Here is a 1537-nt window from a genome sequence, read left to right on the forward strand (position 1 = left end):
ATCGGTTGTGCTGTGAGTATCTGTAGGATCTCCGCTAGTAATGTAAGCCACAACAACAGCGCAGACTGTCAACCAGTGGAGAATGATGCTTGGCAATGGATAGTTTTTCATGGTGGTTTGAAGAGGAAATATAAGAATTGCGTTGATAAAGTTTTCTATAGGAATACCGCCTACTGGTCACCATCGGGCTCATCGTCATAGTCAACCCTATCCTCTAGGGCAGAAATAATCATGCCTTTTTGCGGATCAACCTTTACATCCCAAGCCTTAGCGTTGCTGATGACCTCAATGTCATAAGCCCAACCCGTTTTTTTACTGTATTCAAACTCAGCCTTAGATGCCTTACTGCCGGGATATTGTTTTTCAGCGATTCCAATTGCTTGGGCCAGAGTGATCTGCGCGTGATTGATAGATATGGCATCTTTTTCTGCTTGCCCACTACCTTTGTTTGCATATACGGCAAAGCTTGCAGTAGCAATTATTACTGCCAAAAAAGAGACTTTGCTATATCGGTTCAATGTGATTCTCCAAAAATGTGCTTAATTACACAAAGGAGAGGGTATCCATAGATACTTAGCTCATGCTTAGCAATCAATTTGAGCAAAATTTTTGAGAACTTTTATACCATTCAATCAAAATCCCAGATCTCATGAAGATCCAAGCGCATCCGATAGTATGACTCCAATGCATCTAAGCGCATAAGATCAGCTGATAGTTGATTCTCATTGGCAGCCTTTCTTGCTGCAATAAGATCTGAGATCGTTCCCTCACCTAATACGTAGGCTTTCTCCGCTGCTTGAGCAGCCTCATTTTGGCTTTTTGCGGAATCTAGCAAGGTCTCAGCAGCAATTTTTCTACTCATCATCTGAGACCATAATCGCTCAAACTCCACACTAATACGTTGCTCAGCCTCAATCACTCGCTGGCGTGCAATCTCTGCCTCAGATGCTGCAGCAGAGGCATTAGAAAAACGGGCGCTACCTGATATTGGAAAAGATAGGCTCACGCCATTAATGCGCTCAGACCCACCGAATTCATTTGCTGTATACAAACCAATCGTTGGATCAGGATACTTCTCTAAATTGGTTCGTTTAGCCTGCAAATCAAATCGATCGGCGTCGGACTTAGCCAGCATGAGTTCGTGGCTACGCTCTAAAAATTGCTGACGCAGCAACTCTTTACGAGTTTGCAGATTCGGTATGGCGTCCCACTTAAAGTTTTTAATTAATGTAATTCCTGAATATCTTTGCGTAACCGATTCCCCACTGGCACTTTCATTTGCTTTCGCAAGTTCAAGGAATGCCTTTAACCTGCCCTGCTCAGCCGTTGCTAGTTGAGCATCTAATCTAGCAACATCTCCAAGCTTGTAGCGCACTTGAGTAATTCGCCCTATTTGGTCCCCTAGTTGGCTATTTTTTTCCGCAACGATGCGGGACTGTAGTGCTTTTAAATAGTTAAACCAAGTGGCTAATAGGTCCTTACTAGTTTCATGGATGGTATCTGCAAATTCAATTCCCGCAAAAGACTTAGTAGCATC

General features: G+C 43.3%; 2 protein-coding genes. Both read right to left on the reverse strand.

Annotated features, from left to right (window positions below):
• Positions 1-170 precede the first annotated feature (170 nt).
• Positions 171-518: a PepSY domain-containing protein gene (locus B7Y67_RS17655; protein ID WP_293599749.1), complete on the reverse strand. Its 348-nt coding sequence runs from the start codon at positions 516-518 to the stop codon at positions 171-173.
• A 110-nt stretch (positions 519-628) separates the two neighbouring features.
• Positions 629-1537, reverse strand: a 909-nt coding sequence (locus tag B7Y67_RS17660) for a TolC family protein (RefSeq protein WP_293599750.1), incomplete at its 5' end; no start/stop codon positions are given.

Source organism: Polynucleobacter sp. 35-46-11 (assembly GCF_002281105.1).